The organism is Mycobacterium sp. 852002-50816_SCH5313054-b (genome assembly GCF_001667185.1).
Lineage (GTDB): Bacteria > Actinomycetota > Actinomycetes > Mycobacteriales > Mycobacteriaceae > Mycobacterium.
The window spans coordinates 1-723 of record NZ_LZIC01000006.1; the positions used below are offsets into that span (position 1 = coordinate 1).

At 63.8% G+C, this 723-nt stretch carries 2 protein-coding genes; one reads left to right on the top strand and one right to left on the bottom strand.

Annotated elements, in window-relative coordinates:
- Positions 1-119 (top strand): class I SAM-dependent methyltransferase (locus A5787_RS26325; RefSeq protein ID WP_197506929.1); only part of this gene is annotated, 119 nt, incomplete at its 5' end.
- Positions 120-130: 11 nt separating this feature from the next.
- Here the strand turns inward: A5787_RS26325 and A5787_RS00770 are convergent.
- The coding region (locus tag A5787_RS00770) for a class I SAM-dependent methyltransferase (protein WP_066960150.1) at positions 131-723 on the bottom strand (593 nt) is incomplete at its 5' end.

Consider the following 723-nt stretch of genomic DNA (forward strand, 5'->3'; position numbering starts at 1 on the left):
AGGCGATCGCGATCCAGTCCCGAGAGGTCTACGACCGCTACATGAAGTACCTGACCGGCTGCGCCAAGCTGTTCCGCCAGGGCTACACCGACGTCAACCAGTTCACGTGTGAGAAGTAGCCGGGCGGACGCTACTTGGCCAGTGTGAACTGGCCGACGCTGCTGATGCCCTTGAGGAAGAAGTTCTCGCACCCAGTCAAATAGTGCATATAGCGGTCATAGACCTCTTCGGACTGGATCGCGATCGCCTGGTCCCTGTTGGCCTCGAGCGCGGTGGCCCACGTTTCCAGGGTCCTCGCGTAGTGGAGCCGCAGCGACTGGACGCGCGTGATCTTGAAGCCGGCCTCCTCCGCGTGCTCCTCGACCGACGGGATCGTCGGCAGCCAGCCGCCCGGGAAGATCTCGGCCAGGATGAACTGGGTGAAGTGAACGACTTCGTGGGTCAGCGGAGTGCCCTGCGCCCTGGCCTCTTTGAATGTCGGACGCGTGATGGTGTGCAGCATCATGACGCCCTCGGCCGGCAGCACCCGGTGGGCCATCTTGAAGAAGTGGCCCCAGCGCTGGCGGCCGAAGTGCTCGAAGGCGCCGATGGAGACGATGCGGTCGACCGGCTCGTCGAACTTCTCCCAGCCCTCCAGCAGCACCCGCGTCGAGCGGTTCGTGTCCATCTGGTCGAACATCTTCTGCACGTGGTCGGCCTGGTTCTCCGACAACGTCAGGCCGA